The organism is Variovorax sp. PDC80, from assembly GCF_900115375.1.
Lineage (GTDB): Bacteria > Pseudomonadota > Gammaproteobacteria > Burkholderiales > Burkholderiaceae_C > Variovorax.
This window is the reverse complement of sequence record NZ_FOWG01000013.1, coordinates 166,524-189,041: the sequence shown is the minus strand read 5'-3', so window position 1 is coordinate 189,041 and position 22,518 is coordinate 166,524. Positions and strand designations below refer to the sequence as shown.

Sequence of the window (22,518 nt, the reverse complement as noted above, 5' to 3'; positions counted from 1 at the left end):
AACTAACCGCCGACAACAACCCCAAAAGAGGGCGGGCCGATCCAGAAGGATGGCCCGCCCTTTTGCGTTTCGCCTCTTCCGGACGCCTTTTCTTCTCTCTTCTCTAGCAATCGATGTCAGTCTCCACTCACGGCCTTCGCGTCCATCGCGGCCCGCAAGCGGTTCGCGCGGCGGTGGAACTGCTGTCGTCGATGCGCTTCGCGATCGCGCTGCTCACGATCATCTGCATCGCCTCGATCATCGGCACGGTGCTCAAGCAGCACGAGCCGATCAACAACTACATCAACCAGTTCGGGCCGTTCTGGGCCGAGGTGTTCCGCGCCGCGCGGCTCGACTCGATCTACAGCGCCTGGTGGTTCCTGCTGATCCTGCTGTTCCTGGTGATCAGCACCACGCTGTGCATCGTGCGCAACACGCCGCGCATCGTGGTCGAGCTGCGCACCTTCAAGGAAGACATCCGCACCCAGAGCCTCAAGGCCTTCGGCCAGCGCGCGCAGACGCAGCTCGGCGAAACGCCCGACATGGCGGCCAACCGCATCGGCCAGCTGCTCGTGAGCGGCGGCTGGAAGGTCAAGCTGCAGCAGCGCGAGGCCACCGGCGACGGCAAGACGCCGGCCGGCTGGATGGTCGCCGCGCGTGCCGGCGGCGCGCACAAGCTCGGCTACATCGCGGCGCACAGCGCCATCGTGCTGGTGTGCATCGGCGGCCTGCTCGACGGCGACCTGGTGGTGCGCGCGCAGACCTGGTTCAACGGCAAGAGCGTGTTCACCGGCGGCGGCATGATCGCCGACGTGCCGCCGCAGCACCGGCTGTCGGCCAGCAACCCGACCTTCCGCGGCAACATCCTGGTGCCCGAGGGCGGGCAGGGCAGCGTGGCGATCCTCAACCAGGCCGACGGCGTGCTGCTGCAGGAGCTGCCGTTCTCGATCGAGCTCAAGAAGTTCATCGTCGACTACTACTCGACCGGCATGCCCAAGCTGTTCGCGAGCGAGGTGGTGCTGCACGACCGCGAGACCGGCGCGCAGGTGCCCGCGCGCATCGAGGTCAACCATCCGGCCAGCTACAAGGGCGTGGAGATCTACCAGTCGAGCTTCGACGACGGCGGCTCGACCGTGAAGCTCAAGGCGGTGCCGATGGCGGCCGCGGCCAAGCCCTTCGAGGTCGAGGGCGTGATCGGCGGCCCGAGCAGCGAGATCACCAACGGCAAGGAGAAGCTCACGCTGGAGTTCGCCGCGCTGCGCGTGATCAACGTCGAGAACTTCGCCGACGGCGGCGCCATGGGCAGCGGCGCCGACGTGCGCAAGGTCGACCTGCGCCACGACATCGAGTCGCGCCTGGGCGCAGCCAACAAGACCAACAAGCCCAAGGTGCTGCGCAACATCGGCCCGAGCATCGGCTACAAGCTGCGCGACGCGGCCGGCCAGGCGCGCGAATACCAGAACTACATGGTGCCGGTCGACACCGGCGATGGCCAGCCGGTGTTCCTGCTGGGCATGCGCGAGAAGCCCGAGGAGCCGTTCCGCTACCTGCGCGTGCCGGCCGACGAGCAGGGCTCGATGGACGGCTTCGTGCGCATGCGCGCCACGCTCGAGGACCCGGCGATGCGCGCGCGCGCCATCGAGCGCTACATCGCCAAGGCCAGCGATCCGCAGCGCCCCGAGATGGCCGACCAGCTGCGGGTGTCGGCCACGCGCGCGCTGGCGCTGTTCGCGGGCAGCGAGCCCGCGCGCGCCGATGCCGCTGCCTCCGCGGGCGGCTGGCAGGCGATCGCCGAGTTCATGGAGAGCAACGTGCCCGAGGCCGAGCGCGAGCGCGCGGGCGCGGTGCTGGTGCGCATCCTCAACGACGTGCTGTACGAGGTGCTGAACCTCAGCCGCGAAGGCGCGGGCCTCGCGGCCCTGCCGGGCGACGAGAAGTCGCGGGCCTTCCTCACGCAGGCGGTGATCGCGCTGAGCGACGCCCACTTCTATCCGGCCCCGGTCGCGATGATGATGACCGACTTCACCCAGGTGCAGGCCAGCGTGTTCCAGGTGGCGCGCGCCCCTGGCAAGAACGTCGTCTATCTGGGCTGTCTGTTGCTGATCGTCGGGATTTTTGCCATGCTGTACGTGCGCGAGCGTCGGCTCTGGGTGTGGCTGACACCCGCCGGCGCCGCCGGAGACAAAACCACCGAGACCGCCGCGACGATGGCGTTCTCGGTCAATCGCAAGACCATCGACAGCGATCGGGAGTTCGAGCACCTCAAGCACAAACTGCTCGCCCTGAAGAAAGAAGAGTCCGCCTCACCATGAACACCACCACCCTCACGCTCAACGAAAGCTGGCTCTCGCGGCGCAACCTGTTCGACTGGGTGTTCGCGGCGCTGGTGCTCGCGGGCGGCCTGTTCGCCTTCGCGCGTCATGCGGGCTCGATGGATTCCTACGAGAAGCCGATCCTGGTGGGCGCGCTGATCTGCGTGATCGCCATGGGCTGGTTCTGGCGCCCGTTGCGGGTGCTGGCGATCGTGGTCGCGGCGGCCTCGCTGCTGGCCATCGCGTCCTACCAGGGCGACCTGGCGCGCGCCGACACCGTGTTCTGGCTCAAGTACTTCCTCTCGAGCCAGTCGGCCATCCTCTGGATGAGCGTGCTGTTCTTCATGAGCACGCTGTTCTACTGGCTCGGCTTCTTCGGCGGCAAACAGGGCGATGCGCTCGAGGCGATCGGTTCGCGGCTGGCCTGGGCCGCCATCACCATGGCGCTGATCGGCACCATGGTGCGCTGGTACGAAAGCCACCAGCTCGGCCCCGACATCGGCCACATCCCGGTCAGCAACCTCTACGAGGTGTTCGTGCTGTTCTGCTGGCTCACGGCCGCGTTCTATCTCTACTACGAAGAGCACTACCGCACGCGCGCGCTCGGCGCCTTCGTGATGCTGGTGGTGAGCGCGGCGGTCGGCTTCCTGCTCTGGTACACGCTGGTGCGCCAGGCGCACGAGATCCAGCCGCTGGTGCCCGCGCTGCAGAGCTGGTGGATGAAGCTGCACGTGCCCGCCAACTTCATCGGCTATGGCACCTTCTCGCTCGCGGCCATGGTGGCCTTTGCCTACCTCGTGAAGGAACAGGCGAGCGAGACCCGCTGGTACAAGCTCACGCCGATCTGGCTGCTGGGCATGGCGCTGTGCTTCGTGCCGGTGGCGTTCCGCCAGCGCGTGCAGGAAGCCGGCGGCAGCTACTGGGTGGCCTATGCGGCGATCTCGGCGCTGATCGCGGCCGGCATCCTGCTGGGGCGCAAGCGCATCGCGGCGCGCCTGCCGGCCAACGAGGTGCTCGACGACGTCATGTACAAGTCGATCGCGGTCGGCTTCGCCTTCTTCACCATCGCCACCGTGCTGGGCGCGCTGTGGGCCGCCGATGCCTGGGGCGGCTACTGGAGCTGGGACCCGAAGGAGACCTGGGCGCTGATCGTCTGGCTCAACTACGCGGCCTGGCTGCACATGCGCCTGGTCAAGGGCCTGCGCGGCACCGTGGCGGCCTGGTGGGCGCTCGCGGGGCTGGCGGTCACGACCTTCGCCTTCCTCGGCGTCAACATGTTCCTGAGCGGCCTGCACAGCTACGGCACGCTGTAGGCGCGCGCCGGCCGCCTTTCGCGAAGAATTGAAACCGCACGCCCCGCGTGCGCGTAACCGAATCGGGGGTCGCCACGAACTACCTTCCGAGTACAACGATTCCAGCGAAAGGCCCGTCATGTCGTTCCATTCCCGTCCGTCGCGCCGCAGCTCCAGCGGTTTCATCCATCCGCTGTCCAGCGAGATCACGCCGCGCGCCCTCTACGAAGGCCGGCGCGACCTGCTCAAGCTGATGGCCGGCGGTGCCGCCGGTGCCGCGCTGGCCTCCTTCGCGGGGCGCGAGGCGCTGGCCCAGACGGCGCGGCCGAACAAGCTGGAAGCGCTGCCGGGCGCGAAGTCCGCGGTGCCCGGTGCACAGACGATGGAAAAGCTCACCGACTACAAGGACGCGACGAGCTACAACAACTACTACGAGTTCGGCACCGACAAGGGCGATCCGGTCAAGAACGCCGGCACGCTCAAGACCCGGCCCTGGACCGTCGAGGTCGAGGGGTTGGTGAAGAAGCCCGGCAAGTACGCGATCGAGGACCTGCTCAAGCTCAGCGCGCAGGAAGAGCGCATCTACCGGCTGCGCTGCGTCGAGGGCTGGTCGATGGTGATCCCGTGGGTCGGCTATTCGCTGGCCGAACTGATCAAGAAGGTCGAGCCGCAGGGCAATGCCAAGTTCATCGAGTTCGTGACCCTGGCCGATCCCAAGACCATGCCCTTCGTCGGCTCGCGCGTGCTCGACTGGCCCTACACCGAGGGCCTGCGCATGGACGAGGCGATGCATCCGCTCACGCTGCTGGCCTTCGGCATGTACGGCGAGGTGCTGCCGAACCAGAACGGCGCGCCCGTGCGGCTCGTGGTGCCATGGAAGTACGGCTTCAAGTCGGCCAAGTCGATCGTGAAGATCCGCTTCGTCGAGAAGGAGCCGAGCACGGCCTGGAACAAGGCGGCCGCGCAGGAGTACGGCTTCTATTCGAACGTGAACCCGAACGTCGACCATCCGCGCTGGAGCCAGGCGACCGAGCGCCGCATCGGCGACGGCGGCGGCCTGTTCGCCAAGCGCAACAAGACGCTGCTGTTCAACGGCTACGAAGCGCAGGTCGGCCAGCTCTATGCGGGCATGGACCTGAAAAAGAACTACTGAGGCGGGCGCGCACCCCCGCAACCCGCGGGGGCGCGACCCGAACGCCATGAACAAGCTGCTGCTGCATCCCGCCGCCAAGCCCGTCGTCTTCCTGCTGTGCCTGCTGCCTTTCGCGTGGCTGGCCTACGGCGTGGTGGTCGACCAGTTGGGCCCGAATCCCCAGGAGTACCTGATCCGCGCGACCGGCGACTGGACCTTGCGCTTCCTGTGCATCGTGCTGGCGGTCACGCCGCTGCGCGTGACGACGAAGTGGAACGGCCTGGCGCGCTTCCGGCGCATGCTGGGCCTGTACGCCTATTTCTACGTGGTGCTGCACCTGCTGTGCTACGCGTGGTTCGACATGGGGCTCGACTGGGGCGAGATCGCGAAGGACATCGCGAAGCGGCCGTTCATCCTGGTCGGCTTCTCGGCCTTCGTGCTGCTGACGCCGCTGGCGCTGACTTCGTTCAACCGCGCGATCAAGGCCATGGGTGCGAAGCGCTGGCAGCTGCTGCACAAGCTGGTCTACCTGATCGCGGGGCTGGGCCTGCTGCACTTCTTCTGGATGCGCGCGGGCAAGAACAACTTCGCCGAGGTGTTCGTCTACGCGGCGATCATCGGCCTGCTGCTGGCGTGGCGGCTCTGGCGATGGATGAGCGCCCGCAAGGCGGGCGTACCGGCGGCGCGCGCCGGCGCGCGGGCGCGGCCGTCGAATTAGCCGCGGCCCCGTTCAGCCCTTGGCGGCCTGCAGCTCGGCCTGCAGCTGGTCCTCGATGGTTTCGCGCCGGCGGATCAGCGTGGCCGCCGCGCCGCTCACGAGCACCTCGGCCGCGCGTGCGCGCGTGTTGTAGTTGCTCGCCATGCTCATGCAGTAGGCACCGGCCGAGAGCACGCCCAGCAGGTCGCCGGCCACCACGTTGAGTTCGCGGTCGCGGCCGATCCAGTCGCCGCTCTCGCAGACCGGGCCCACCACGTCGTAGCTGGTGGCCGTGCCAGCGCGCTCGCGCAGCGGCACGATGCGATGGAAGGCCTGGTACATCGCGGGGCGCGGCAGGTCGTTCATCGCCGCGTCGACGATGCAGAAGTTCTTGTCCTCGCCGGGCTTGGTGTAGAGCACCTCGGTCAGGCACACGCCGGCATTGCCGACCAGCGAGCGGCCCGGCTCGATGACCAGCTTGCGCTGGCCGAAGCCGCGCGCGTCGAGCCGCGCGAGCAGCTGCTGCCACAGCGCATCGGCCTGCGGCGGCGTCTCGCCGTTGTAGTCGATGCCCAGGCCGCCGCCGAAGTCCAGGTGATGGATGGGAATGCCCGCGGCCTCGATCGCCACCACCAAGTCGAGCACGCGCTCGAAGGCATCGAAGTAGGGCGAGGCCTCGGTGATCTGCGAGCCGATGTGGCAGTCGATGCCGACCACCTCGAGGCCCGGCAGGCTGGCCGCATGGCGGTAGGCCTGCACCGCGCGGTCGTGCGCGATGCCGAACTTGTTGCCCTTGAGGCCGGTGGAGATGTAGGGATGCGTCTTGGGATCGACGTTGGGATTGATGCGGATGCTGATCGGCGCGCGCGCCTTCTCGGCCAGCGCCACTTCGTTGAGCACGTCGAGTTCGGCCTCGCTCTCGACATTGAAGCAGGCGATGCCGGCCGCGAGCGCCTGCCGCATCTCGGCGCGGGTCTTGCCGACGCCCGAGAAGATGATCTTCTTCGGATCGGCGCCGACCGCGAGCACGCGCGCCAGTTCGCCGCCCGAGACGATGTCGAAGCCGCAACCGGCCTCGGCGAACACGCGCAGCACGCCGAGCGAGGAATTGGCCTTCATCGCGTAGCAGATCAGCGCATCGCGGCCTTCGAAGCCGCGCTGGTAGGCCGCCAGGGCGTCGAGCATCCACTGCTTCGAATAGACGAACAGCGGCGTGCCGTGCTCGCGCGCGAGCGCGTCGAGCGACACGCCTTCGACCTGGAGCGCGCCGTCGCGCTGCGCGATGTGGGGATGGCCGGGCAGGGGAAGGGTGCTCATCGGGCGGCTCCGCTGCTGGCGGTGGCGGGCTTCGGCGCGGCCTGGCCGGCGCCGGAAGAGGGGGTGGCATCGCTGTTGCCGCCGGGCATGCTGGGCGTCAGCAGATCGGGCAGCGTGGCGCGCTGCGAGGCGGCCGGATCGGTCGGCAGGTAGAGGGCGCCGCGCTGTCCGCAGGCGGCCAGGCCGAGGGTGGCGGCGGCGAGGCAGACCATGAGCGCAGTGCGGCCGCGGGCGCTCACTAGAATTTGGTGGACATTCAACATAACGAAATTGTAATGACGGACTCCGAATACATGGACCGCGCCGAAGCCGCGCTGGCGGCGATCGAGCAAAGCTGCGACCGCCTCAACGACGCCACGGACGCCGACATCGACAACCAGCGCGTGGGCGGCATGATCACGATTTCGTTTCCCAACGGCAGCCAGCTGATCGTGAACCTGCAGAAGCCGCTGCAGGAGATCTGGCTGGCGGCGCGCTCGGGTGGCTACCACTACCGCTTCGACGGCCAGGCCTGGGTCGACACCAAGAGCGCGGAAGAATTCTTCGGCAACCTGTCGCGCGAGGCGACGCTGCAGGCGGGGCAACCGCTGAGCTTCACCGCGGGCTGAGGCCCGCGGCTCGGCCGACGCGGCATCAGTTGCGGAACAGGTCGAGGATGCGGCTGCGCTCCTCGGGCGGTGCCGGCGGGCTCACCGGCGCGCCGCTCAGCGATTCGGCCGGCGCCGCCGGTGTCGTGTCGACACCCAGGCTGGCCACGCCGCGGCCCGGCGCGTAGTCGTCGTAGTACCACTCGCCGCCCACGTTCACCACGCCGGAAGGCGGCGCGGTCGAGAGGTCGGTGATCGGCGCGCCCTTGATGGCGGTTTCCATGAAGTTGATCCAGATCGGCAGGCTCAGGCCGCCGCCGGTTTCGCGATCGCCGAGGTTGCGCGGCGTGTCGTAGCCGATCCACGAGATCGCGGTCATGGTGGGCTGGAAGCCCGCGAACCAGGCGTCGAGCGAATCGTTGGTGGTGCCGGTCTTGCCGTAGAGGTCGGGCCGCTTGAGCATCGCCTGGGCCTTGGCCGCGGTGCCGGCGCGCGCCACCGACTGCAGCAGGCTGTCCATGATGAAGGCGTTGCGCTGCGGGATGGCGCGCAGCGCCTCGTTGAGCAGCGGCGGCTGCTTGTCGACCAGCAGCTTGTCCTTGTGGTCGGTGATGCGCGTCACGAGATAGGGATTGACGCGGTAGCCGCCGTTGGCGAACACCGAATAGCCCACCGCCATCTGCATCGGCGTGACCGAGCCCGCGCCGAGCGCCATCGGCAGGTAGGCCGGGTGCTTCTCGCGCTCGAAGCCGAAGTTGGTGATCCAGTCCTGCGCGTAGCGCGTGCCGATCGACTGCAGGATGCGGATCGAGACCAGGTTCTTCGATTTCATCAGCGCGGTGCGCATCGACATCGGACCGTCGTAGCCGCCGCCGTAGTTCTTGGGCTCCCAGGGTTGGCCACCGGTGGTGCCGGCATCGAAGAACAGCGGGCCGTCGTTGATCACGGTGGCGGGCGTGAAGCCCTTTTCGAGCGCGGCCGAGTAGATGAAGGGCTTGAAGCTCGAGCCCGGCTGGCGCCAGGCCTGCGTGACGTGGTTGAACTTGTTCTTGCCGAAGTCGAAGCCGCCGACCAGTGCCTTGATCGCGCCGTCGCGCGGGTCCATGGCGACGAAGGCGCCTTCGACCTCGGGCAACTGGGTGATCTCCCAGGTGTTCTTGGGCGTCTTGACCACGCGGATCACCGCGCCGCGGCGGATCTTGATGTTGGGCGGCGCCTTGTCGGAAAGGCCCGATTGCGCGGGCTTGAGGCCTTCGCCCGTGATCTGCACCGCGTCGCCGTTGCCGCGCACCGCGTCGATCTGCTTGGCCGTGGCCTTGAGCACCACGGCCGCCATCACGTCGCCGTTGTCGGGATGGTCGCTGAGCGCGTCGTCGACGGCTTCGTCGAGGTCCTTGGCATCGTTCGGCAGCTCGACGAACTTCTCGGGGCCGCGATAGATCTGGCGGCGCTCGTAATCCATGATGCCCTTGCGCAGCGCCTTGTAGGCGGCCGCCTGATCGGCCGCCACCAGCGAGGTGTAGACCTTGAGGCCGCGCGTGTAGGTGCTGTCGCCGTACTGCGCATACATGAGCTGGCGCACGGTCTCGGCCACGTACTCGGCATGCAGCCGGTTCGGATCGGCGGCATCGCGCAGGTGCAGCTCTTCCTTCTTGGCGGCCGCGGCCTGCTCGGCGGTGATGAAGCCGGCGTCCTGCATGCGGTCAATGACGTAGAACTGCCGGCCGCGCGCGCGCTGCGGATTGTTCACCGGGTTGTTCGCGCCGGGGGCTTTGGGCAGGCCGGCCAGCATCGCGGCCTGGGCGATCGTGAGCTCGGACAGCGGCTTGCCGAAATAGGCCTCGGAGGCGGCGGCGAAGCCGTAGGCGCGGTTGCCGAGGTAGATCTGGTTCAGGTAGATCTCGAAGATCTGGTCCTTGCTCAGCAGGTGCTCGAGCTTGAAGGTCAGCAGCACCTCGTAGATCTTGCGCGTCAGCGTCTTCTCGGAACTCAGGTAGACGTTGCGCGCCACCTGCATGGTGATGGTGGAGGCACCCTGGCTCTTCACGCGGTTCATGTTCGCGAGGCCGGCGCGGATCATGCCCTTGTAGTCGACGCCGCCGTGGTCGTAGAAGCGGGTGTCCTCGGCCGCCAGCACCGCGTCCTTCACCACCTTGGGGATGGCGGAGATCGGCGTCAGGTTGCGGCGTTCCTCGCCGAATTCACCGATCAGGATGCCTTCGGCCGAGAACACCCGCAGCGGCAGCTTGGGCCGGTAGTCGGAGAGCTCGGAGATGTCGGGCAGGTTCGGATAGGCGACCGCCAGCGCCACCGCGACCACGCAGATCACCGACAGCACGCCGGCCGCGGCGATGCCCAGCCCCCAGAACACGAAACGCAGCAGCCATTTGAGCCAGGCGGGTCGGGTGGAGGTGGGGGGAGTCTTGGCTGGGCGTTTGGGGTTTGGCGTTGGCCGTGTGTTTTCTTGCATGGAGGGCCCGAGAGTCACCGCGCATTATAAAAAGCCACCCCTTGAGCGGGCCCGGATGTTTCCTCGGGCGCCCAGTCCTAAATCGAAAGTTACAGAACGAGGCTTTAACGTCAGGTTTTGACAACGTTCGACCATTCCGCCCCGATCCCTCGCTTGGATGCCTTGGAGCGTGCTGCTAGCATGCAACCGAACGCATATTTTTCTATTGGTTACAAATGCAGGGGAAGAGGGACAGAACTTGGCTGCTCTTGGAACGTTGTTTCGTCGTCAGAACGCCCCCCTGCTCGGGCTGGATGTCAGTTCGTCCAGCGTCAAGCTGGTCGAGCTCGGCCGTGAAGCCAGCGGCAAGCTGATCCTGGAACGCTGCGCCATCGAGCCCCTGGAGCGGGGCTGGATCACCGATGGCAACGTCGAGAAGTTCGACGAAGTCGCCGAGGCCGTGCGCCGCGTGGTGCGCAAGAGCGGCACGCGCACGCGCAATGTCGCGCTGGCGCTGCCGCCGTCGGCGGTGATCACCAAGAAGATCATTCTTCCGGGCGGGATGAGCGAGCAGGAGCTCGAAATTCAAGTCGAATCGGAAGCAAATCAATACATTCCTTTCTCGCTGGACGAAGTGAGCCTCGATTTCTGCGTGACGGGGCCGAGCCTGAGCTCGGCGGGCGACGTCGAGGTGCTGATCGCCGCGTCGCGCAAGGAGAAGGTGCAGGACCGCGAAGGCCTGGCCGAGGCGGCGGGCCTCAAGGCCATGATCCTGGACGTCGAGTCCTATGCCTCGCGCCTCGCCACCGCGCGCCTGATCGAGCAACTGCCGGGCAAGGGCCTGGACGCCATCGTCGCCCTGTTCGAGGTCGGCGCCTTCACCACCAGCATGCAGGTGCTGCGCAACCAGGAAGTGCTGTACGACCGCGACCAGGCCTTCGGCGGCGCCCAGTTGACCCAGATGATCGTGCGCCAGTACGGCTTCTCGGCCGAAGAGGCCGAGGCCAAGAAGCGCAGCGGCGATCTGCCCGACGACTACGGCGCGGGCGTCCTCAAGCCCTTCGTCGAAAGCATTGCCCAGGAAATCGCGCGTGCCCTGCAGTTCTTCTTCACCAGCACGCCGCACAACCGCGTCGACTACGTGATGCTGGCCGGCGGGTCGGCCTCGCTGCCGGGCCTGAGCAATGCGGTGACGCGGCAGACCTCCTTCGCCTGCTCGCTCGTGAATCCCTTCGACGGCATGGAGCTCGGTTCGAACATTCGCGAGAAGAAGGTCCGGCGCGAAGCGCCTTCCTACCTGACCTCCTGCGGTCTGGCCATGCGGAGGTTCCTGCAGTGATCCTGATCAATCTGCTCCCTCACCGCGAGGCCGCGCGCAAGCGCCGGCGCGAGGCCTTCTTCGGCACCCTGGCCGCCGCTGCGCTGCTCGGCGGCCTGATCGCCTGCCTGGGCTATCTCTGGTTCGAGGCCCAGATCTCGGCCCAGCAATCGAAGAACCGCTTCCTGCAGGGCGAGATCAAGAAGCTCGAGGTCGAGATCAAGGAGATCTCGACCCTGCAGGAGGAAATCGCGGCGCTGCGCGCACGCCAGCAGGCCGTCGAAGACCTGCAGGGCGACCGCAACCTCCCGGTGCATCTGCTCAACGAGCTGGTGCGTCAGCTGCCCGATGGCGTCTACCTGTCGAACATGAAGCAGGACAACCAGACCGTCACGCTGCAGGGCATGGCGCAGTCGAACGAGCGCGTGTCGGAGCTGTTGCGCAATCTTGGCAACAACAGCCCCTGGCTCGTGAAGCCGGAGTTGGTCGAAATCACCTCCGCGACCGTGAGCTTGAGTGCCAGCCAGCGCGACCAGCGGCGCGTGGCGAACTTCACCATGCGCATCGGCCTCAAGCGGCCCACCGACGCGCAGAAGGCGGCGGCCGACAAGGCGCTGGCCACCGCAGCGCAGTCCAAGGGCTAGGCGATCATGGCAAGCAACCGCTCCTCCCCCAAAGTCGATGTCGGCGCCGCGATGCGCCGCTTCGGCGATCAGTTCCGTGGACTGAACCTCAACGACCCCGCGAACTGGCCGCCCGTGCCGCGCTATGCGCTGTGCCTGGGCCTGTCCGTCTTCGTGGTCGTAGCCCTGTGGTTCGTCTGGCTCACGAATTCGAACGACGAACTCGAATCGGAGCGCGGCAAGGAAGCCACGCTCAAGACCGACTATCAAAAGAAGGTCGCCCAGGCGGCCAACCTCGATCTGCTGAAGAAGCAGCGCGAACAGGTACAGCAGTACGTCACGCTGCTCGAGAAGCAACTCCCGAGCAAGGCCGAGATGGATGCCTTGCTGTCGGACATCAACCAGGCTGGGCTCGGCCGCAGCCTGCAGTTCGAGCTGTTCCGCCCAGGGCAAATCGTCGTCAAGGATTACTACGCCGAGCTGCCGATCTCGGTGCGTGTGACCGGTCGATATCACGACATGGGCGCTTTCGCGGCCGACGTCGCGAGTCTCTCGCGCATCGTCACGCTGAACAACCTGAGCGTGACGCCGCAGAAGGACAAGGACGGTGCGTTGACCATGGATGCGACGGCGCGTACCTACCGCTATCTCGATGAAGAAGAGCGGGCAGCCCAGAAACGCGCTGCGGCGCCCAAAGGCGCAAAGAAATGAGAGCGGCGTTCAAGTTGTTGTGGCTGGCGATGGCCGCGTTGGGATTGAGCGCCTGTGGGGATTCCGACCAGGAAGATCTTCAGCGCTGGATGGTGGAGCAACGCGCTCAGGTCAAACCCAACATCTCGCCAATCACGGAGCCGAAAAGGTTTACGCCACAGGCTTACACGGAGGCCTCGGCGTTCGAGCCCTTCAACATGCTGAAGCTCACGCAGGCATTGCGCCGCGAATCGAACCAGCCGGGAAATTCCGACCTGATCGCGCCCGAACTGGCGCGTCGCAAGGAGGCCCTCGAGGCCTTCCCGCTCGATTCGATGGCGATGGTCGGCACCATGAACCGCAGCGGCCAGCCGGTGGCTCTGGTGAAGGTCGACAAGCTGCTCTACAAGGTGCGCGTCGGCGAATACCTGGGCCTCAACTATGGCCGCATCACCCGGATCAACGAAAGCGAAGTCGCCCTGCGTGAGATCGTGCAGGACGCGGCGGGCGAATGGATCGAACGCGCAGCATCGCTGCAGTTGCAAGAGAGTGCGAAATGAACCTAGAAAAATCGAAGATGGCACAGCGGTTGCGAAACGCCGCGCTCGGGCTGCTGGCATTCGGTGCCCTGGCCATGGCCCATGCCCAGAATGCCATCGAGTCGGTGACGAGTTCGATGCAATCGGGCGCGGAGGTGGTCCGTATTGATCTGGCGCAACCTTTGGCCGCCGTGCCCAATGGTTTCGCGGTGCAGACGCCTGCACGCATCGCGCTTGATTTTCCCGGTGTCACGAACGCCATCGGGCGCTCCGCGATCGAGGTGAACCAGGGCAATCTGCGCTCGGTCAACGTGGTGCAGGCCGGTGAACGCAGCCGCGTGGTGCTCAACCTCAAGCAGGCCACCGCGTACAAGACCGAGATCCAGGGCAAGTCGCTGTTGATAACGCTCGAACCCACGGCGGGCGTGGCGCTCGCGGCGCCGGTTTCCGCAACCTTTGCCGAAAACCGCAACCGGGACACCTTGGCGCTGCGCGATGTCGATTTCCGTCTGGGCTCCGACAACACCGGCCGCGTCATCATCGATTTGGCGAACAACCAGGTGGGCGTGGATCTGCGCCAGCAAGGCAAGAGCCTGGTGGCGGAATTCACCAAGTCCACGCTGCCCGAGGGCCTGCGCCGTCGGCTCGACGTGGCCGACTTCAATACACCAGTGCAGTCGATCACGGCCCAGCAGGCGGGCGATCGCGTGCGCCTGACGATCGAATCCAAGGGCGACTGGGAGCACAGCGCTTACCAGAGCGAGAACCAGTTCGTGGTGGAAGTCCGCGCGCGCAAGGTCGATCCGACCAAGTTGACGCAGGGCGCGGGCTACACGGGCGAGAAGCTCTCGCTCAACTTCCAGAACATCGAGATCCGGTCGCTGCTGCAGGTGATCGCCGATTTCACGAACTTCAACATCGTGACCTCCGACTCGGTGACCGGTGCGCTGACCCTGCGGCTGAAGGATGTGCCCTGGGACCAGGCGCTCGACATCATCATGCAGGCCAAGAACCTCGGCATGCGCAAGAACGGCAGCGTGCTTTGGATCGCGCCGAAGGACGAGATCAACGCCAAGGAAAAGCTCGAGTTCGAAGCCAAGGCCACGATCGAGAACCTCGAACCCCTACGGACGCAGTCGTTCCAGCTGAACTACACCAAGGCGATAGCCATTGCCCAAGGGTTGACGGGAACTGGCTCGTCAGCGGGTGGTGGTAGTGCCGGCACGGCCACGCGCATCTTGAGCCCGCGCGGCAGCGTGATCGCGGAAGCGCGCACCAATCAGTTGTTCGTGTCGGACATCCCCTCTCGTCTGAACCAGGTGGCCGAACTGATCCAGAAACTGGACGTGCCGGTGCGGCAGGTGTTGATCGAGGCCCGTATCGTTGAAGCGACCGACACATTCGGCAAGTCGCTGGGCGCGCGCCTGGGGGGAGGTATTGCGGGCGAGCGCGTGGCTTCTGCCAACGGCAATCGGGCCTTCGGCAACTTTGGTGCGATGCCGGTCGTAACCCAAGGGACCAATGGCAGCGGAAGTACGGGCACCACCACCTGGACCAACTCGAACTTCGTCAACATGCCTGCGTCGGATCCCACCGGCAACGGCGTCGCCGCCGGCACCTTCGCCATCTCGCTCTTCAATTCCAGCTTCTCCCGCATGCTGAACCTCGAGATCTCGGCGCTCGAAGCCGACGGCAAGGGCAAGCTGGTGTCCAGCCCCCGTGTCATCACGGCCGACCAGACCAAGGCCCTGATCGAGCAGGGCGAGGAAATCCCCTACCAGCAGGCGACCTCGAGCGGCGCCACCTCGATCTCGTTCCGCAAGGCGGTGCTCAAGCTCGAAGTCACGCCGCAGATCACGCCCGAAGGCAACATCATCCTGACGCTGGATGTGAGCAAGGACGCCCGGGGCATCAACACCACCGCCGGCCCGGCCATCAACACCAAGCACGTCCAGACCGAGGTGCTGGTCGAAAACGGCGGCACGGTCGTCATCGGTGGTATCTTCGAGCTCAACGAATCCAATGACGAGTCGCGCGTGCCGGTGCTGGGTGAAGTGCCTTATCTGGGGGCGCTGTTCCGCACACGCACTCGCATTGCGAACAAGACCGAAATGCTCGTCTTTATCACCCCGAAGATGATTACCGACCGCAACGCCGCGCGCTGACGCGCGGGCGTAGCAGCCACGGCGTGGCCGTCGCACTCGTCGGATTGCCCGGCGCCGGAAAGTCCGCGGTGGGCCGGCGCCTGGGGCTTCGACTCGATCTTCCCTTCGTCGACACCGACCACGAGATCGAGCAGCGCATCGGCTGCTCGATCCGCGATTACTTCGAGCGCGAAGGCGAAGCCGCCTTCCGCGACCTCGAGCAGCAGGTGATCGCCGAGCTGGCGGCCGGCGCGCATGGCGTGCTGGCCACCGGGGGCGGCGCGGTGCTGCGCGAGGCCAACCGCCAGCAGCTGCGCGGCCATTTCCACGTGATCTACCTGCGGTCCTCGCCCGAGGACCTGTTCCGGCGCCTGCGCCACGACGTCAAGCGCCCGCTGCTGCAGGTGGCCGATCCGCTGGGCCGGCTGCGCGAGCTGCACGATGCGCGCGATCCCTTCTATCGCGAGACCGCTCACGATGTGGTCGACACCGGGCGTCCCACGGTCGCGACGCTCGTGAACATCATCGTGATGCAGCTCGAGCTGGCCGGCATCGTTCCGCCCGGTGCGCATCCCGAGGGCCCCGAGCCGCCCCCGTCCTCGGGCTAGAGAGGCCCGGGCCGGGCACGGATCGACCCTCGCGCGCCAAGGCGCTTGGGGCCGGCGTTCCGGCCCCTGGGCGCCGCACCGCCTAAACTCCCGCCATGCCATCGCCCGCCGCTTCCGCTTCCTCGCCCACCCTCGAACGCGTCGACATCCCGCTCGGCGACCGCAGCTATCCCATCCTCATCGGCGCCGGCCTGTTCGACGATCCCCAGACCTATGGCATCGTGCCGCAGGCGGCCAGCGCGCTGATCGTCAGCAACACCACGGTCGCGCCGCTCTACGCCCAGTCGCTGCGCCAGGCGCTGGCCGGCCGGTTCCGGCAGGTGCATCTGCTCGAGTTGCCCGATGGCGAGGCCTACAAGAACCTCGAAACCCTGAACCTGATCTTCGACGCGCTGCTGGGCCACGGCAGCGACCGCAAGACCGTGCTGTTCGCGCTCGGCGGCGGCGTGGTCGGCGACATGACCGGCTTCGCGGCCGCCAGCTACATGCGCGGCGTGCCCTTCGTCCAGGTGCCGACCACCTTGCTGGCGCAGGTCGATTCCTCGGTCGGCGGCAAGACGGCCATCAACCATCCGCTGGGCAAGAACATGATCGGCGCCTTCTACCAGCCGCAGCTGGTGGTCTGCGACCTCGGCACCCTGCAGACCCTGCCACCGCGCGAACTCAGCGCTGGCCTGGCCGAGGTCATCAAGTACGGGCCGATCCACGACATGGCCTTCCTCGACTGGATTGAAGCCAACATCGAAGCCCTGGTGGCGCGCGATCCCGCCGCGCTCGCGCATGCGGTCAAGCGCAGCTGCGAGATCAAGGCGCTGGTGGTCGGTCAGGACGAGCGCGAGACGGGCCTGCGCGCCATCCTCAATTTTGGCCACACCTTCGGCCATGCGATCGAATCGGGCCTGGGCTATGGCGAATGGCTGCACGGCGAGGCCGTGGGCTGCGGCATGGTGATGGCGGCGCGGCTGTCGCAGCGCCTCGGCGGCGTGGACGCGGCCTTCGTCGAGCGCCTGACCCGTCTGATCGAGCGCGCCGGCCTGCCCATCGTCGGTCCCGACCTCGGCGCGGACCGCTACCTGGAACTGATGCGCGTCGACAAGAAATCCGAGGGCGGCGAGATCCGCTTCGTCGTGATCGACAAGCCCGGCTCCGCGATCATGCGCGGCGCGCCCGACGCGCTGGTGCGCGAGGTGCTCGCGCAGTCCTGCGCGGCGGCCTGAGCCCGCTTCCGATGGCCGGCATCGCCACTGCGGATTCATGAGCCTCGCGCCCTACGCCTCGCATCCCGCGCGTTCACGCGGCCGTCGCCATCCCGAGCCGCCCGCGCCCACGCGCGACGCCTTCCAGCGCGACCGCGACCGCATCGTGCATTCGACGGCATTCCGGCGGCTGGTCTACAAGACGCAGGTGTTCCTCAATCACGAGGGCGACCTGTTCCGCACGCGGCTCACGCATTCGCTCGAGGTGGCGCAGCTCGGCCGCTCCATCGCGCGCGCGCTGCGGCTCAACGAGGACCTGGTCGAAGCGGTCGCGCTGGCCCATGACCTGGGCCACACGCCCTTCGGCCATGCGGGGCAGGACGCGCTCAATGCCTGCATGGCCGAGCACGGCGGCTTCGAGCACAACCTGCAGAGCCTGCGCGTGGTCGATGCGCTCGAGCACCGCTATCCGCAGTACGACGGTCTCAATCTCAGCTTCGAGACGCGCGAGGGCATCCTCAAGCATTGCTCGCGCGCCAATGCCGAAAAGCTCGAGGCGGCCGAGCCCGGCGGCGTGGCGCGCCGCTTCATCGACCGCACCCAGCCCGGCCTCGAGGCGCAGCTGTGCAACCTGGCCGATGCGATCGCCTACAACGCCCACGACATCGACGACGGCGTGCGCTCCGGCCTGATCGCCGTCGAGCAACTGGCCGAGGTCGAGCTGTTCGAGCGCTACCGGCGCGAGGCGCTGGCCGAATACCCGGCGCTCAGCGGCCGCCGCGTGCTCTACGAGACCATCCGCCGCATGCTCAGCGCCCAGGTCTACGACGTGATCGACGCCACCCGCGCGACGCTCGAGGCGCTTGCGCCCGGCGATGCCGACGCGGTGCGGCGCGCGCCGCCGGTGGTCGCGTTCAGCGAGGGCATGCGCGCGCAGTCGGAGACGCTGCAGCGCTTCCTGTTCCGCAACCTCTACCGCCACCCGCAGGTGGTGCAGACCACCGACCAGGCGCGCGAGGTGGTGCGCGAACTGTTCGATGCCTACCTCGAGCGCGGCGCCGAGATGCCCGAGTCCTTCGCCGAGCGCGCGGACCGCCCGCGCGCCGTGGCCGACTACATCGCGGGCATGACCGACCGCTTCGCGATGCGCGAGCACGAGCGGCTGACCGGCCGGCGCGGCATTGCGCGCGCCGACGGGCCGACGGCATGACATCGCCCGGCGCGCGCCCGCGCATCCCCGCGGCCGCCTTCGCGGTCGTGGTCGCGGGCGTCAGCGCCGCGCTGCACCTGGGCAAGCTGCCGCCCGCGGTCCCGGCGCTGCAGGCTTCGCTGGGCATCGGCCTGGTCGAAGCCGGCTTTCTGCTTTCGCTGGTGCAGGTCGCGAGCATGACGCTAGGGCTGCTCGCGGGCCTGGCGGCCGACACCATCGGCCTGCGCCGCAGCATGCTCGGCGGACTGGCGGTGCTGACCCTGGCCAGCCTCGCGGGCGGCGCGGTCGGCAGCCACCTGCCCGCAGAGCAGGCTGTGCCCTGGCTGCTGGTGCTGCGCGCCATCGAGGGCATCGGCTTCCTGCTGGCGGTGATGCCGGGGCCGGGCCTGATCCGCGCCCTCACGCCCGCGGGCGCCGACAAGGCCGCGCTGGGGCTCTGGGGCGCCTACATGCCCTTCGGCGTGGCGCTGGCACTGTTGCTCGGCCCGGTGCTGATCGGCTGGAACGGCTGGCCCGGCTGGTGGTGGACGCTGTCGATGGTGTCGGCGCTGGCGGCGGCCTGGCTGTTCGTCGCGGTGCCGGCCGACCGGCAACGCGCGCCGATCGCCGCCACCGCACCCGAGAGCGGCTGGTCGCGCCTGCGCACCACCGTCGGCGCGCGCGGGCCCTGGCTCACGGCGCTGAGCTTCGCCGTCTATTCGGCACAGTGGATGGCGGTGATCGGCTTCCTGCCCGCGATCTATGCCGGCGCGGGCGTGCCGGCCGGCTGGAACGCAGTGCTCACGGCGCTGGCCGCGGCGATGAACATCGTCGGCAACATCATGGGCGGGCGCTGGCTGCAGCGCGGCATCGCGCCCGAGCGGCTGCTGCAATGGGGCTTCCTGATCATGGCGCTGGGCGGCATCGCGGCCTTCGCGGAACTGCGCGGACCGGGCGCCGATGCCATCGGGCTGCCCGCCTCGCTGCGCTTCGTGGCCGTCTGCGCCTTCTCGCTCGCGGGCGGCATGGTGCCGGCCACGCTGTTCCTGCTTGGCGTGCGCTTCGCGCCCGGGCCGGCCACCGTGTCGACCACCGTCGGGCTGATGCAGCAGGCCTCGTCGCTGGGCCAGTTTCTGGCGCCGCCGACGGTGGCTTGGGTGGCGCACCGCGTCGGCGGATGGCACTGGACCTGGGTCGCGACGCTGGCCTGCTCGCTGACGGGCATCGCGATCGCGCGCCGGCTCGGCCGTGCGCGGCTGGCACTGGAGGCGGCGACGCCATGAGCGGTGATGCTTCCATCACGGCCGAGCAGGCCGTCGCCGACACGCGCCGCTGGCTCGAGCGCGCGGTGATCGGCCTCAACCTGTGCCCGTTCGCCAAGGCCGTGCACGTCAAGGGCCAGATCCACTACGCCACCTACCTGTCCGCCGAGCATGACGACCTGCTCGACGCATTGCTGGCCGAAGCCAGGCAGCTCGTCGCGCTCGATGCCGCCGAGCGCGACACAACCTTGCTGATCGCGCCGAACGCGCTTTTGGACTTCCTCGATTTCAACGACTTCACGGCGCGCGCCGAGCGCCGGCTCGCCAAGGTCGGTTTCGACGGCGTGCTGCAGCTCGCAAGCTTCCATCCTCAATTCCAATTCGGCGGCACCGAGCCCGACGACATCGGCAACGCGACCAATCGCGCGCCCCATCCCACGCTGCACCTGCTGCGCGAAGAGAGCGTGGACCGTGCGGTCGAAGCCTTTCCCGATGCCGAGGAGATCTTCGGCCGCAACATCGACACCCTCGAGGCCCTCGGGCCCGAAGGCTGGGCCGCGCTCGACGTCGGCCCCGGGAGCACCCCCACATGAATACCCACGCACCGAAGAAGACCCGCGACGACCATTCCGCCAAGGGCGGCAAGACCGCCAAGGTGGCGAAGGCCGATGCCGAACTCGCCGAGGCCCTGCGCCCGGGCCAGTCGGTCGAGCTGCTCAAGGAGCTGCACATCCTCACGCGCGAGGGCCGGCTCAACCAGGACTCGCGCCGCAAGCTCAAGCAGGTCTACCACCTGTTCCAGTTCATCGAGCAACTGCTGCGCGAGCTGCCCGAGGGCGGCGCCAACGCCACGCTGGCCGACCATGGCGCGGGCAAGTCGTACCTGGGCTTCATCGTCTACGACCTGTTCTTCCGCGCGGGGCAGGGCGGTCAGGTCTACGGCATCGAGACGCGCGCCGAGCTGGTCAAGAAGTCGCGCGAACTCGCGCAGCGGCTGGGCTTCGACCGCATGTCCTTTCTGAATCTGACGGTGGCCGAGTCCGCCACCGCGGGCGAGCTGCCATCGCAGATCGACGTGGTGACCGCGCTGCATGCCTGCGACACCGCCACCGACGACGCGATCGCCTTCGGCCTCGCGAAGAAGGCCCGCTGCATGGTGCTGGTGCCCTGTTGCCAGGCGGAGGTGGCGGCCTGCCTGCGCGAGACCAAGGCGCTGGCGCTCTCGCGCACGCCGCTGGCCGAGCTCTGGCGCCATCCGCTGCACACGCGCGAGATCGGCAGCCAGCTCACCAACGTGCTGCGCTGCCTGTACCTCGAGGCCAACGGCTACAGCGTCACCGTGACCGAGCTCGTGGGCTGGGAGCACAGCATGAAGAACGAACTGATCCTCGCGCGCCACACCGGCCAGCGCAAGGCGAGTGCGGCGGCGCGGTTGCGCGAGCTGCTGGCGCAGTTCGGGCTCGATGCGTTGGGCGATACGCGCTTTAGGCTCGACTGAGCCTGACGCCGCGTCGGGTCAGCGCGACGCGAGCAGCGCCGGCAGCGCGTCGCGCGCGGGCCAGTCCAGCGTCTTCCACGGGCTGCGCTCGTCTTCCAGCAGCCGCTCGGTCACCGAAGCCAGCACCTTGCGGCCCATGAAGTTGCTGCCCGCGGCATCGCGCTCGCCCTCGAGGAAGCTGCGGCCGTAGTGCTCCCAGCCGTCGAAGCGTTCGATCGCCAGCGCCACCGCCGGCTCGAGCGCGTCCAGCGCTTCGCGCGCTTCCAGGTAGCCGACCGCTGCCGAGCCGGTCGCGAGGTGCGCGAAGCGGGCGATCCACACGGCCAGCTCGCCGTCCGTGCTCCGGGCCATCGCCTCGGCCGCGTCGTGGGTGTCGGCGATGGCTTCGCGTGCCTGTGCCTCGTCGCCCGCGTCGAAGTCGCGCGCCAGCAGCTTCTTCCAGGGCGCGACTTCCTCGTCGGGGATCGGCACGCACAGCAGGTGCACCGCGCTGCGGTTCGCCTCCTTGGCGGCCTTGAGCTCGGGGGCGAAGGTCTCGCGGTAGATCGCGGCCAGCGCCACGGCCATGTTCTCGTAGCGCGACGAGGCCGCGAGCCGTGCCTCGAGCGTCGCGCCGTCCTGCTGGGTCTTGGCCTCGCGCTCGGCGGCTTCCTGCGCCAGCTCGGCGCGTCCCTCCGCCATGCCTTCCTTGACCGTATCGAGCATTTCCTTGAAGAACTTGAACATCGAATGGCTCCTCCCCCGCCAGGATGGAATGGTTCGGCGGGCGGCTTAGGATACAAGCCCCGCGCGTCAACCCTTTCCTGGCCCATGGCCCGCCTTCCCCGTCTCACCCTTGCCGGCCTGCCGCACCACGCGATCCAGCGCGGCAACAACCGCCAGCCGATCTTCGTGGACCGCACGGACCACGAGAAGCTGCTCGCCCTGCTGGCCGACAGCGCCACGCGCTTCGGCGTCGCGGTGCATGCCTACGTGCTGATGGACAACCACTTCCACCTGCTGGCCACGCCCGACAGCGCCACCGGGCTGCCGCAGCTGATGCAGGCGGTCGGGCGCAGCTACGTGCGCTATTTCAACGACCGCCATGGCCGCAGTGGCACGCTGTGGGAAGGGCGCTACAGGTCGACCCTGATCCAGACCGAGCGCTACCTGCTGACCTGCATGGCCTACATCGACCTCAACCCGGTGCGCGCGGGGCAGGTGATCGATCCGCGCGACTTCGCGTGGTCCAGCCATGCGCACTACGCGGGGCTGCGGCACGACCGGCTGCTCACGCCCCATCCGTTGTACTGGGAGCTCGGCAACACCCCATTCGCGCGCGAGGCGGCGTATGTCGAACTGGTGCGTGCGGGCGTCCGGGCCGCCGACCAGTCGACGCTGACCGAGGCCACGCTGCGGGGCTGGGCGGCAGGCGATGCGGATTTTCTGGACGCGTTGCAGAAGAACACCGAGCGCCGAGTGCTGCCGGCCAAGGCCGGGCGGCCGCCTTCGGGCGCCAAGAACTGAACTGAAAAGGGCGGAAACCGCTGTCCAGTTGTGGTTTTCCGCTATCTAATTTGATGTGTCCCCAATTAAATTCTGACAAGAAAACTCAAGATTTAATTGGAATCTGACCCCCATTAAAGTGTTTGGCATTCTTTGTGCATCGCAATATGCTCCCAATCCCTGCGAAAACTGAAGGAGTGC

The 22,518-nt window shown here is 67.6% G+C and carries 21 protein-coding genes; 17 read left to right on the top strand and 4 right to left on the bottom strand.

The window, feature by feature from the left end; all coding sequences use genetic code 11:
* The first annotated feature begins 113 nt into the window (after window positions 1-113).
* The 4 genes from BM109_RS31930 (at window position 114) to BM109_RS31915 (ending at window position 5,433) form a co-directional block, all read left to right on the top strand.
* A complete protein-coding gene (locus BM109_RS31930; RefSeq protein WP_093352045.1) occupies window positions 114-2,291 on the top strand; it encodes a cytochrome c biogenesis protein ResB in 2,178 nt (725 codons plus the stop codon).
* Window positions 2,288-3,604, top strand: coding sequence for a c-type cytochrome biogenesis protein CcsB (gene ccsB / locus BM109_RS31925; protein ID WP_093352042.1), 1,317 nt, complete (start codon window positions 2,288-2,290; stop codon window positions 3,602-3,604). Before BM109_RS31930 ends, ccsB begins: the two co-directional genes overlap by 4 nt.
* 118 nt (window positions 3,605-3,722) lie before the next feature.
* Window positions 3,723-4,736, top strand: a complete 1,014-nt coding sequence (msrP, locus tag BM109_RS31920; RefSeq protein WP_093352039.1) for a protein-methionine-sulfoxide reductase catalytic subunit MsrP — start codon at window positions 3,723-3,725, stop codon at window positions 4,734-4,736.
* Between the two features lie 46 nt (window positions 4,737-4,782).
* The gene (locus tag BM109_RS31915) at window positions 4,783-5,433 is read left to right on the top strand and encodes a protein-methionine-sulfoxide reductase heme-binding subunit MsrQ (RefSeq protein ID WP_093352037.1); all 651 of its coding nucleotides are present in this window, start codon (window positions 4,783-4,785) and stop codon (window positions 5,431-5,433) included.
* A gap of 12 nt (window positions 5,434-5,445) precedes the next feature.
* Here the strand turns inward: BM109_RS31915 and lysA are convergent, their stop codons facing one another.
* Both lysA and BM109_RS31905 read right to left on the bottom strand, forming a co-directional pair.
* Complete coding sequence (gene lysA, locus BM109_RS31910) at window positions 5,446-6,729, bottom strand: diaminopimelate decarboxylase (RefSeq protein ID WP_093352034.1); 1,284 nt, start codon at window positions 6,727-6,729, stop codon at window positions 5,446-5,448.
* On the bottom strand, window positions 6,726-6,941 hold the full coding sequence (locus tag BM109_RS31905; protein ID WP_371268980.1) for an LPS translocon maturation chaperone LptM: 216 nt from the start codon (window positions 6,939-6,941) through the stop codon (window positions 6,726-6,728). The genes lysA and BM109_RS31905 overlap by 4 nt, the downstream gene beginning before the upstream one ends.
* A gap of 63 nt (window positions 6,942-7,004) precedes the next feature.
* Here BM109_RS31905 and cyaY point away from each other — a divergent pair, with 63 nt between their 5' ends.
* Window positions 7,005-7,337: an iron donor protein CyaY gene (cyaY, locus tag BM109_RS31900; protein WP_093352029.1), complete on the top strand. Its 333-nt coding sequence runs from the start codon at window positions 7,005-7,007 to the stop codon at window positions 7,335-7,337.
* A 25-nt stretch (window positions 7,338-7,362) separates the two neighbouring features.
* On the opposite strand, the gene BM109_RS31895 is transcribed toward cyaY, so the two are convergent.
* Window positions 7,363-9,786, bottom strand: a complete 2,424-nt coding sequence (locus BM109_RS31895; protein WP_177239508.1) for a penicillin-binding protein 1A — start codon at window positions 9,784-9,786, stop codon at window positions 7,363-7,365.
* 238 nt (window positions 9,787-10,024) lie between these two features.
* Here BM109_RS31895 and BM109_RS31890 point away from each other — a divergent pair, with 238 nt between their 5' ends.
* The 11 genes from BM109_RS31890 to BM109_RS31840 all read left to right on the top strand — a co-directional run bounded on the left by BM109_RS31890 (window position 10,025) and on the right by BM109_RS31840 (window position 20,832).
* Complete coding sequence (locus BM109_RS31890; RefSeq protein WP_093352024.1) at window positions 10,025-11,104, top strand: pilus assembly protein PilM; 1,080 nt, start codon at window positions 10,025-10,027, stop codon at window positions 11,102-11,104.
* Entirely contained in the window at window positions 11,101-11,727 is a 627-nt protein-coding gene (locus BM109_RS31885) for a PilN domain-containing protein (RefSeq protein ID WP_093352022.1), read from the top strand. The genes BM109_RS31890 and BM109_RS31885 overlap by 4 nt, the downstream gene beginning before the upstream one ends.
* Before the next feature lie 6 nt (window positions 11,728-11,733).
* Window positions 11,734-12,417 carry a type IV pilus inner membrane component PilO gene (locus tag BM109_RS31880; protein WP_093352018.1) on the top strand — a complete coding sequence of 228 codons (684 nt, stop codon included), beginning with the start codon at window positions 11,734-11,736 and terminating at the stop codon, window positions 12,415-12,417.
* Complete coding sequence (locus BM109_RS31875) at window positions 12,414-12,956, top strand: pilus assembly protein PilP (protein WP_093352015.1); 543 nt, start codon at window positions 12,414-12,416, stop codon at window positions 12,954-12,956. The genes BM109_RS31880 and BM109_RS31875 overlap by 4 nt, the downstream gene beginning before the upstream one ends.
* Entirely contained in the window at window positions 12,953-15,100 is a 2,148-nt protein-coding gene (gene pilQ / locus BM109_RS31870) for a type IV pilus secretin PilQ (RefSeq protein WP_093352012.1), read from the top strand. The genes BM109_RS31875 and pilQ overlap by 4 nt, the downstream gene beginning before the upstream one ends.
* A gap of 23 nt (window positions 15,101-15,123) precedes the next feature.
* Entirely contained in the window at window positions 15,124-15,687 is a 564-nt protein-coding gene (locus BM109_RS31865) for a shikimate kinase (RefSeq protein WP_093352010.1), read from the top strand.
* 95 nt (window positions 15,688-15,782) lie between these two features.
* On the top strand, window positions 15,783-16,904 hold the full coding sequence (gene aroB, locus BM109_RS31860) for a 3-dehydroquinate synthase (RefSeq protein WP_093352007.1): 1,122 nt from the start codon (window positions 15,783-15,785) through the stop codon (window positions 16,902-16,904).
* 37 nt (window positions 16,905-16,941) lie between these two features.
* Complete coding sequence (locus BM109_RS31855) at window positions 16,942-18,093, top strand: deoxyguanosinetriphosphate triphosphohydrolase (RefSeq protein ID WP_093352005.1); 1,152 nt, start codon at window positions 16,942-16,944, stop codon at window positions 18,091-18,093.
* A complete protein-coding gene (locus tag BM109_RS31850) occupies window positions 18,090-19,355 on the top strand; it encodes an MFS transporter (protein WP_093352002.1) in 1,266 nt (421 codons plus the stop codon). Before BM109_RS31855 ends, BM109_RS31850 begins: the two co-directional genes overlap by 4 nt.
* Window positions 19,352-19,927, top strand: a complete 576-nt coding sequence (locus BM109_RS31845; RefSeq protein ID WP_093352000.1) for a DUF1415 domain-containing protein — start codon at window positions 19,352-19,354, stop codon at window positions 19,925-19,927. The genes BM109_RS31850 and BM109_RS31845 overlap by 4 nt, the downstream gene beginning before the upstream one ends.
* The gene (locus BM109_RS31840) at window positions 19,924-20,832 is read left to right on the top strand and encodes a class I SAM-dependent methyltransferase (RefSeq protein ID WP_093351997.1); all 909 of its coding nucleotides are present in this window, start codon (window positions 19,924-19,926) and stop codon (window positions 20,830-20,832) included. The genes BM109_RS31845 and BM109_RS31840 overlap by 4 nt, the downstream gene beginning before the upstream one ends.
* 18 nt (window positions 20,833-20,850) lie before the next feature.
* Here BM109_RS31840 and BM109_RS31835 read toward each other — a convergent pair whose 3' ends face one another.
* Window positions 20,851-21,558, bottom strand: a complete 708-nt coding sequence (locus tag BM109_RS31835) for a DUF1266 domain-containing protein (RefSeq protein ID WP_093351995.1) — start codon at window positions 21,556-21,558, stop codon at window positions 20,851-20,853.
* 84 nt (window positions 21,559-21,642) lie between these two features.
* Here BM109_RS31835 and BM109_RS31830 point away from each other — a divergent pair, with 84 nt between their 5' ends.
* Window positions 21,643-22,338, top strand: coding sequence for a transposase (locus tag BM109_RS31830; protein WP_093351992.1), 696 nt, complete (start codon window positions 21,643-21,645; stop codon window positions 22,336-22,338).
* Window positions 22,339-22,518: the final 180 nt, after the last annotated feature.

What these genes read in the sequence shown, in the direction of transcription:
- BM109_RS31930 (WP_093352045.1), top strand. Translation starts at nt 114, where the DNA reads ATGTCAGTCTCCACTCACGGCCTTCGCGTCCATCGCGGCCCGCAAGCG.
- BM109_RS31850 (WP_093352002.1), top strand. Translation starts at nt 18,090, where the DNA reads ATGACATCGCCCGGCGCGCGCCCGCGCATCCCCGCGGCCGCCTTCGCG.
- BM109_RS31875 (WP_093352015.1), top strand. Translation starts at nt 12,414, where the DNA reads ATGAGAGCGGCGTTCAAGTTGTTGTGGCTGGCGATGGCCGCGTTGGGA.
- BM109_RS31895 (WP_177239508.1), bottom strand. Translation starts at nt 9,786, where the DNA reads ATGCAAGAAAACACACGGCCAACGCCAAACCCCAAACGCCCAGCCAAG.
- BM109_RS31880 (WP_093352018.1), top strand. Translation starts at nt 11,734, where the DNA reads ATGGCAAGCAACCGCTCCTCCCCCAAAGTCGATGTCGGCGCCGCGATG.
- BM109_RS31845 (WP_093352000.1), top strand. Translation starts at nt 19,352, where the DNA reads ATGAGCGGTGATGCTTCCATCACGGCCGAGCAGGCCGTCGCCGACACG.
- BM109_RS31840 (WP_093351997.1), top strand. Translation starts at nt 19,924, where the DNA reads ATGAATACCCACGCACCGAAGAAGACCCGCGACGACCATTCCGCCAAG.
- cyaY (WP_093352029.1), top strand. Translation starts at nt 7,005, where the DNA reads ATGACGGACTCCGAATACATGGACCGCGCCGAAGCCGCGCTGGCGGCG.
- BM109_RS31905 (WP_371268980.1), bottom strand. Translation starts at nt 6,941, where the DNA reads ATGGTCTGCCTCGCCGCCGCCACCCTCGGCCTGGCCGCCTGCGGACAG.
- ccsB (WP_093352042.1), top strand. Translation starts at nt 2,288, where the DNA reads ATGAACACCACCACCCTCACGCTCAACGAAAGCTGGCTCTCGCGGCGC.
- BM109_RS31830 (WP_093351992.1), top strand. Translation starts at nt 21,643, where the DNA reads ATGGCCCGCCTTCCCCGTCTCACCCTTGCCGGCCTGCCGCACCACGCG.
- BM109_RS31855 (WP_093352005.1), top strand. Translation starts at nt 16,942, where the DNA reads ATGAGCCTCGCGCCCTACGCCTCGCATCCCGCGCGTTCACGCGGCCGT.
- lysA (WP_093352034.1), bottom strand. Translation starts at nt 6,729, where the DNA reads ATGAGCACCCTTCCCCTGCCCGGCCATCCCCACATCGCGCAGCGCGAC.
- pilQ (WP_093352012.1), top strand. Translation starts at nt 12,953, where the DNA reads ATGAACCTAGAAAAATCGAAGATGGCACAGCGGTTGCGAAACGCCGCG.
- BM109_RS31835 (WP_093351995.1), bottom strand. Translation starts at nt 21,558, where the DNA reads ATGTTCAAGTTCTTCAAGGAAATGCTCGATACGGTCAAGGAAGGCATG.
- BM109_RS31915 (WP_093352037.1), top strand. Translation starts at nt 4,783, where the DNA reads ATGAACAAGCTGCTGCTGCATCCCGCCGCCAAGCCCGTCGTCTTCCTG.
- aroB (WP_093352007.1), top strand. Translation starts at nt 15,783, where the DNA reads ATGCCATCGCCCGCCGCTTCCGCTTCCTCGCCCACCCTCGAACGCGTC.
- msrP (WP_093352039.1), top strand. Translation starts at nt 3,723, where the DNA reads ATGTCGTTCCATTCCCGTCCGTCGCGCCGCAGCTCCAGCGGTTTCATC.